At 71.2% G+C, this 6,600-nt stretch carries 8 protein-coding genes; 4 read left to right on the top strand and 4 right to left on the bottom strand.

The window, feature by feature from the left end; genetic code table 11:
• Nucleotides 1-242: 242 nt before the first annotated feature.
• The 3 genes from ACLJQF_RS16830 to rsgA all read right to left on the bottom strand — a co-directional run bounded on the left by ACLJQF_RS16830 (nt 243) and on the right by rsgA (nt 3,079).
• Nucleotides 243-995 carry a hypothetical protein gene (locus tag ACLJQF_RS16830; protein WP_410609674.1) on the bottom strand — a complete coding sequence of 251 codons (753 nt, stop codon included), beginning with the start codon at nt 993-995 and terminating at the stop codon, nt 243-245.
• Nucleotides 996-1,067: 72 nt separating this feature from the next.
• A complete protein-coding gene (locus ACLJQF_RS16825) occupies nt 1,068-1,955 on the bottom strand; it encodes a hypothetical protein (protein ID WP_410609672.1) in 888 nt (295 codons plus the stop codon).
• Nucleotides 1,956-2,056: 101 nt separating this feature from the next.
• Nucleotides 2,057-3,079, bottom strand: a complete 1,023-nt coding sequence (gene rsgA, locus ACLJQF_RS16820) for a ribosome small subunit-dependent GTPase A (RefSeq protein WP_410609671.1) — start codon at nt 3,077-3,079, stop codon at nt 2,057-2,059.
• A gap of 177 nt (nt 3,080-3,256) precedes the next feature.
• Here rsgA and ACLJQF_RS16815 point away from each other — a divergent pair, with 177 nt between their 5' ends.
• Together ACLJQF_RS16815 and ACLJQF_RS16810 are read left to right on the top strand one after the other, a co-directional pair.
• The gene (locus ACLJQF_RS16815; RefSeq protein ID WP_410609669.1) at nt 3,257-4,015 is read left to right on the top strand and encodes an SOS response-associated peptidase; all 759 of its coding nucleotides are present in this window, start codon (nt 3,257-3,259) and stop codon (nt 4,013-4,015) included.
• Entirely contained in the window at nt 4,012-4,620 is a 609-nt protein-coding gene (locus tag ACLJQF_RS16810) for an alpha/beta family hydrolase (protein ID WP_410609668.1), read from the top strand. The genes ACLJQF_RS16815 and ACLJQF_RS16810 overlap by 4 nt, the downstream gene beginning before the upstream one ends.
• Before the next feature lie 315 nt (nt 4,621-4,935).
• On the opposite strand, the gene ybaK is transcribed toward ACLJQF_RS16810, so the two are convergent.
• Nucleotides 4,936-5,412 (bottom strand): Cys-tRNA(Pro) deacylase, encoded by a 477-nt coding sequence (gene ybaK / locus ACLJQF_RS16805; RefSeq protein WP_410609666.1) that lies wholly within the window; start codon nt 5,410-5,412, stop codon nt 4,936-4,938.
• Between the two features lie 192 nt (nt 5,413-5,604).
• Here ybaK and ACLJQF_RS16800 point away from each other — a divergent pair, with 192 nt between their 5' ends.
• On the top strand, nt 5,605-6,228 hold the full coding sequence (locus tag ACLJQF_RS16800; protein WP_410609665.1) for a sigma-70 family RNA polymerase sigma factor: 624 nt from the start codon (nt 5,605-5,607) through the stop codon (nt 6,226-6,228).
• Nucleotides 6,225-6,545: a mycothiol system anti-sigma-R factor gene (rsrA, locus tag ACLJQF_RS16795; RefSeq protein WP_103341238.1), complete on the top strand. Its 321-nt coding sequence runs from the start codon at nt 6,225-6,227 to the stop codon at nt 6,543-6,545. The genes ACLJQF_RS16800 and rsrA overlap by 4 nt, the downstream gene beginning before the upstream one ends.
• Nucleotides 6,546-6,600: the final 55 nt, after the last annotated feature.

Here is a 6,600-nt window from a genome sequence, read left to right as displayed (position 1 = left end):
CCTCACCGGCCAGCACGTCACCCTCCAACCCCACGCCGCCTAACCCCTTCACCCCGGGCCCCGGCTCCGCTGCGCTACGCCGGGGGCGCTACCGCGCGCCCACAGTCACCTCGATTTACGAGCCAGGGCTTCGGAGGTCCTGAATGAGTCATTCAAGACGTTGGCTGCGCTGCGTTGCCGGGTGAGCGAGCCACCGCGACTTTGCCGGCCCCTGCCCGGGAGGGGCGGGGTGCGAGACGTGACTACCCCACCTCGCCCGCGGGCGGCGGCTGCACGTCGACCGGGCTGCCCCACTCCGTGTACCGGGTCGTGATGCGCGCCTCCGACCCCGGCAGGATCGGCGACAGGTCCAGCACGATCTGCAACGGCCGGTGGGCTTCGTCGAGCCACAGCTCCACCGGGAACTTCCCGCCCACCTGCCCCGCCGCGTCCGCGGGCAACCCCGCAGGCAGGTCCGTGCCCAGGCGCGCCAGCTCGAGGTCGATGCGGTAGTGCTCCGCCGGCACGCCGCCCAGGTTGGTGCGCTCGGCCGCGACGATCGTGCCCGCCGTCCGGATTTCGCCCAGCGTGTGCGCGGGGTCGTTCTGCGTGGCCAGCTGGGTCAGGCTGCCGCCGAGGACCTGGGAAAACGGGTCCGTGCCGTCCGCCGCCACCACGACCCACGGCTTCTGCGTGCCGACCTCGTCGCGGGAGCCTTCCGGCACCTTCGCGTACAGCTTCCCGGCCACCAGCCGCAGCTCCACCGGCTCGCCGAGGAAGTCCGTCGTCATCACCTGGGCCGTCCCGCCGGCGCCGAACCGCGCCTGGCCCTGGCCCTTCGACCGGACCGAGCCGACCGCGACGTCCGTGCCGAACTTCGCCGAGCCGCCGGTCGTCGTGGCCGCCGTGGCCGCGTCCGCCAATGCTCGCGCGTCGTCGAACGACGGGCGTGGTGGCGGGTCGGAACAGGCCCCGGCGAGCAGGGCGAACAGCAGCACGACGGCGGCTTTGCGCATGGTGCCAACAAAAACACAGCGGCTCCCCCGACCTCGTTCGGGGGAGCCGCCGCTACTCAGCGTCGTCCGGCGTCAGCGACCGGCCTTCTTCATCAGCTCGCCGAGGTCGACGACCTGGTCGGCGGGCGGGGCCGCCACGTCGACCTGGGTGCCCCAGTCGCTGTACTTCATCGTGAACTTGGCGTCGCCGGCCGGCGCGCCCATCGCCTGCATCATCGGGCCCTGGTCCATGGTCATCTGCAGCGGCAGGTTGTCCTTGTCGAGCCACAGCTCGGCCGGGAGCTTGAGGTCCTTGCCCTTGAGCTTCTCGGTGAGCTGGTCGCGCGCCGCGGCCGGGACCTGGTCGGTGAACTGGTCCAGGGCCTTCGCGACGTCGAGCTCCACCTTGTAGTGGTTGACCTTCTGGCCGTTCAGCTCGGTCTGGTCGGACGAGATGATCCGGCCCGTCTTGGAGATCTGCTCGAGCATCTTGCTCGGGTCGCTCTGCTCCGCCGACTGCGACAACGCGCCACCCAGCGCCTGCGAAAGCGGGTCGGTGCCGTCGGCCGAGATCTTGGCCCACGACTTGTCCGTGCCCATCTGCTTCTGCTCTTCGGCGGGCAGCTTGATGTACATGACCTTGTCGACCATGCGCATCTCGGTGGTCTGGCCGGCCGCGGTGCTGCTCATCGAGAACTTCGTGTTCGCGCCGTCGAAGGCCATCGCGCCGGTGGCGGTGATGGTCTGGCCGGCAGCGGAGCCCTCCATGCTGAACTTCACCGACTTGGACTTCTCGGTGCCCTGCTTCGCCTCCGACGCCAGCTTGATCGCGTCGGTGAAGGGCGAAGCGAGGCCGGCGGGCTGGCTCTGCTCGCTCGCGGCGGCCGGTTCCGCCGTGCCGGTGGCGGAGTTGCCGCTGCACGCGGTCAGCGTGAGCACCAGCGCCGCGCCCGCGGCGGCAACCAGGGTGGTCTTGCGCATCGAGTTCCCCTCAGGATCGGATCTTCCGCTCGGGACATCACCCGAACGGGCGAATGGTTGCCGATGTGACGGTGACGAGCGGCGATCGGTTCCCGGCCGCCTCAGGACTCGGTGGCGCGGGTCACTTCGTGGCCGCCGCGCGACGCCAGCAGCCGCCGCAGCGAAGCGAGCCGCTCGGGGCTGGCCTTCCCGTCGGTGACGACGTCGTCGAGCGCGCAGTCCGGGTCCTCCGGCGCGCCCAGGTGCCCGCAGCCGGACGGGCATTCCTCGGCGGCCGCGGCGAACTCCTCGAAGGCGTCCACGATGTCGTCCGCGGTGACGTGGGCCAGCCCGAACGAGCGCACGCCGGGGGTGTCGATCACCCAGCCGCCGTCCGGCAGGGGCAGCGCCACCGCCGCGACGGACGTGTGGCGCCCCTTGCCGACCCCGCTCACCACGCCGACGGCCAGGTCGGCGTCCGGGACCAGACGGTTGACCAATGTCGACTTACCGACACCGGAGTGGCCGACCAGCGCCGTCACGCGGTCCTTCAGCAGCTCGTCGAGGCCTTCGGGCTTCTCGTCGAAGCGGCTCACGATCGCCGGGATGTCGAGGCCCGCGTAGCCCGCCAGCAGCTCGTCCGGGCTGGCCAGGTCGGCCTTCGTCAAGCACAGGACCGGCTGGACGCCGCCCGCGTAGCAGGCGACCAGGCAACGATCGATGAAGCCGGTGCGCGGCGGCGGGTCGGCCAGCGCGGTGACGATCAGCAGGCGCTCGGCGTTCGCCACGACCAGCCGCTCGTACGGGTCGGTGTCGTCGGCCGTGCGCAGCAGCGAGCTGGTGCGCTCGTCGACCCGGACGATCCGCGCGAGGGTGTCCGGCTTGCCGGAGACGTCCCCGACGATGCCGACCAGGTCGCCGACGACCACCGGCGTCCGGCCCATTTCGCGGGCGCGCATGGCGGTGATCACGCGGGCCGGATCGGCGTCGATCGCGCAGGTCCAGCGGCCGCGGTCCTTGCCGATGACCATGGCGGTGACGGCGTCGGCGTGCTCGGGACGGCGCTTGCTGCGGGGCCGGGTGCCCTTGCCCGGACGCACGCGGACGTCGGACTCGTCCAGCTTGCTCCAGTCGTTGCGCGCCAAACCCGTGGTCCTCTCGTGTGCCGGTGCCCACCCGAATGATCCCACGTCGCTCGCCACGGCCCTGGCCTGCGTGTAACGATGGCGTCCCGGAGGTATCCGGCAGACTGCTTCGGGGGGTCCGGGTGGCGGAGCCCCCGGCCCGGGGCGAAGCCCCGGCTCTCACAGAGGAGGTTGGTCATGTGCGGGCGCTACGCCGCCACGAAGGACCCGGCGAAGCTGATCGAGGAGTTCGAGGCGATCGACCTCACCGAAGGCCACGCGCGCGCCGACCACAACGTGGCGCCGACGAAGAACGTGGTCACGGTTGTGCAGCGGCACCCGCGTGACGAAGACGGCCAGGTCCTCGAGGACGAGCCCGCCGAGCGCTCGCTGCGGATGATGAAGTGGGGCCTGGTGCCGTTCTGGGCCAAGGACCCGTCGGTCGGCTCGCGGATGATCAACACGCGCTCCGAAACGGCCGCCGAGAAGCCCGCCTTCCGCCGCGCGCTGGTGTCGCGCCGCTGCCTGGTGCCCGCCGACGGCTGGTACGAGTGGCGCCGCACCGGCAAGGAGAAGGAGCCGTTCTACATGACGGAGCCGGACGGATCCTCGCTCGCGTTCGGCGGGATCTGGGAGAGCTGGCGGCCGAAGGACGACGACAAGGCGTCCCCGCTGATCACCTTCTCGATCATCACGACCGACGCGGCCGGCCAGCTCACCGACGTCCACCACCGGATGCCGCTGATCGTGCCGAAGTCGCATTGGGACGGCTGGCTGGACCCGGACCGCGAAGACGTCACCGACCTGCTGGTGCCGACGCCCGAGGACATCGTGGCGTCGCTGGAGCTGCGGCCGATCTCGAGCCGGGTCAACAACGTCCGCAACAACGGCCCCGAACTGTTGGAGCGGGTCGACCCGGCGCACGAAGGCGCCCTGTTCGACGCGCCGAAGTCATGACGGCCATCCCGATCGAGACCGCCTACGGCCCGGCGCGGGTGTACCTGCACTGCGCCGAGGAGGGCGAAGCGGTGCTCATGCTCGGCCACGGCGCGGGCGGCGGCCTCGGGGCGAAGGACCTGGTGGCGGTGACGCGCGCGGCCCGGGATGCGGGCGTGCACGTGGCGCTGGTCGAGCAGCCGTACAAGGTGGCCGGCCGCCGCGCGCCGGCCCCGGCGAACCAGCTGGACACGGCGTGGCTGACGGTGGCGGACGAGCTGTCGGAGCGCTTCGACGGCCTGCCGTTCGTGTTCGGAGGCCGGTCCTCGGGCGCGCGGGTGGCCTGCCGGACGGCTTCCGTGGGCCAGGCGGTCGCGGTCCTGTGCCTGGCGTTCCCGGAGCACCCGCCGGGCCGGCCGGAGAAGACCCGCCAGCCGGAGTTCGACGCGGTCGAGGTGCCGACCCTGGTGATCCAGGGGGAGCGCGACCCGTTCGGGCGGCCGAAGCCGGGACCGCACCAGGAGCTGGTGCTGGTGGACGGCGACCACAACCTGGGCAAGGACCTGGAGACGGTCTCCCGGGCGGCGACCGAGTGGCTGTCGCGGGTGCTGCGGCCGCTGGCCTGAGTTGTCCACATCGGGGTCGGCTGTCCACAGATTTGCCGGTGACCCGTTTTGCGCCCCTGCCGCGGATAGACTGGACTTGGGGACGCCCCCCTGGGAGCGGTGGGGGATGTCTGGTTACTGGGGCCCGGCAAAGTGGCCCTCTCACTGGGCCGAGGCGGGCGAGGCCGCGCCGGCGGTGCGAGGACTGTGACTGGTGTCCTGAATGACTCATTCCTGGCATCGGAGGTCCTGAATGAGTCATTCAAGACGCCGAGGCCCGCCACCGAACCGGGCTGATACCCGCACCACGACGGCTCGAAGGACCCGGCCGGCAGCTCAGGCCCCGATCGACGCCACCACGGCGCCGGTCAGCCGGATCAGCTCACCCGGAGCCAGTTCCACCTCGAGCCCGCGCCGCCCGGCCGAGCAGAACACCGTCTCGAACCCCGCCGCCGACGCGTCGATCACCACCGGCAGCCGGCTCCGGTGGCCCAGCGGCGAGATCCCGCCCAGCACGTACCCCGTCGCCCGCTGGGCGGCCGCCGGGTCGGCCATCTTCGCCTTCTTGCCGCCCGCCGCGGCCGCCAGAGCCTTCAGGTCCAGCTGCCCGGTGACCGGAACCACACCCACCACGAGCCGGCCGTCCACCTCCGCGACCAGCGTCTTGAACACCCGCGCCCGGTCCAGGCCCAGTGCCTCCACGGCCTCCAGCCCGTACGACTCCGCGCGCGGGTCGTGGTCGTAAGCGTGCAGCGTGTGCGCCACTTTCTGCTTTCCCAGCAACGCCGTCGCCGGGGTGCCCTTGCCAGCCATGGCGGAAGTCTAGGGAATGCCGGATCACCCCGATCGGTTGTACGGGATGTGACAACAACGCTCGCCACCACACGCTCACGCAGCCGCCGCAGTTCCCAGGCACCGGCGAACCGCGGCGTGCCCGGTCCCCGCGTAAACTCGGGTCCGCCGTATGCGCGCACGCGCATCGACGCCGAGCGGGAAGGGAACGGTTTGCCGAGCACGCAGAACTCAGCGCCGGAAGAAACGACCGAGGCCGAGCGCGCCGAACGTTTCGAGCGGGACGCGATGCCGCTGCTCGACCAGCTGTACTCGGCCGCGATGCGGATGACCCGTAACCCCGCCGATGCCGAGGACCTGGTCCAGGAGACCTACCTCAAGGCGTACGCCGCCTTCGCGTCCTTCAAGGCCGGCACGAACCTCAAGGCCTGGATGTACCGCATCCTGACCAACACCTACATCAACGGCTACCGCAAGCGACAGCGGCAGCCCGTGCAGGCGCCCACCGAGGAGATCACCGACTGGCAGATCGCCAAGGCGGAGAACCACACCTCCAGCGGGCTGCGGTCGGCCGAGGTCGAGGCGATGGACAACCTGCCCGACACCGACGTCAAGGCCGCCCTGCAGAAGCTGCCCGAGGAGTTCCGGCTGGCCGTCTACTTGGCCGACGTCGAGGGCTTCGCGTACAAGGAGATCGCCGAGATCATGGACACGCCCATCGGCACCGTGATGTCCCGCCTGCACCGCGGCCGCGCCCAGCTGCGCGACCTGCTCGCCGACGTCGCGCGCGAGCGCGGCTTCATCCGGGGGGCCAAGGAAGAGGTGGCCGGGCGATGAACGACATGTGCGAGGGCGCATCCGACAAGGTTCGCTGCGAAGAGGCGCTCGCCGACATCTACCTGCTGCTCGACCGCGAGTGCAGCCCCGAGCGGGACGCCGCGCTGCGCTCACACATCGAGGACTGCCCGCCGTGCCTCGAGGAGTACGGCATCGACGAGCACATCAAGCAGCTGCTGGCCCGCAAGTGCGGCGGCGACCACGCTCCGGCCGAGCTGAAGAGCCGGCTGCGCGCGTCGATCCGCCAGACCGTCGCCACGCGCGGCGGTGTCACGGTCGAACGCACCGAGATCACCCTCGAGCAGCGTTCCGAATAGCGCCCGAGCACGACGAAGGCCCCCGCGCAGGAGTGCGGGGGCCTTTTGCGTGCCG

The organism is Amycolatopsis sp. lyj-109 (genome assembly GCF_046548995.1).
Classification (GTDB): domain Bacteria; phylum Actinomycetota; class Actinomycetes; order Mycobacteriales; family Pseudonocardiaceae; genus Amycolatopsis.
This window is presented reverse-complemented; position numbering and strand designations above follow the sequence as displayed.

Bases quoted from the DNA above. Each gene is read 5' to 3' on its own strand.
- ACLJQF_RS16830 (WP_410609674.1), bottom strand. From the start codon at position 995: ATGCGCAAAGCCGCCGTCGTGCTGCTGTTCGCCCTGCTCGCCGGGGCC.
- ACLJQF_RS16825 (WP_410609672.1), bottom strand. From the start codon at position 1,955: ATGCGCAAGACCACCCTGGTTGCCGCCGCGGGCGCGGCGCTGGTGCTC.
- ACLJQF_RS16815 (WP_410609669.1), top strand. From the start codon at position 3,257: ATGTGCGGGCGCTACGCCGCCACGAAGGACCCGGCGAAGCTGATCGAG.
- ACLJQF_RS16810 (WP_410609668.1), top strand. From the start codon at position 4,012: ATGACGGCCATCCCGATCGAGACCGCCTACGGCCCGGCGCGGGTGTAC.
- ybaK (WP_410609666.1), bottom strand. From the start codon at position 5,412: ATGGCTGGCAAGGGCACCCCGGCGACGGCGTTGCTGGGAAAGCAGAAA.
- rsrA (WP_103341238.1), top strand. From the start codon at position 6,225: ATGAACGACATGTGCGAGGGCGCATCCGACAAGGTTCGCTGCGAAGAG.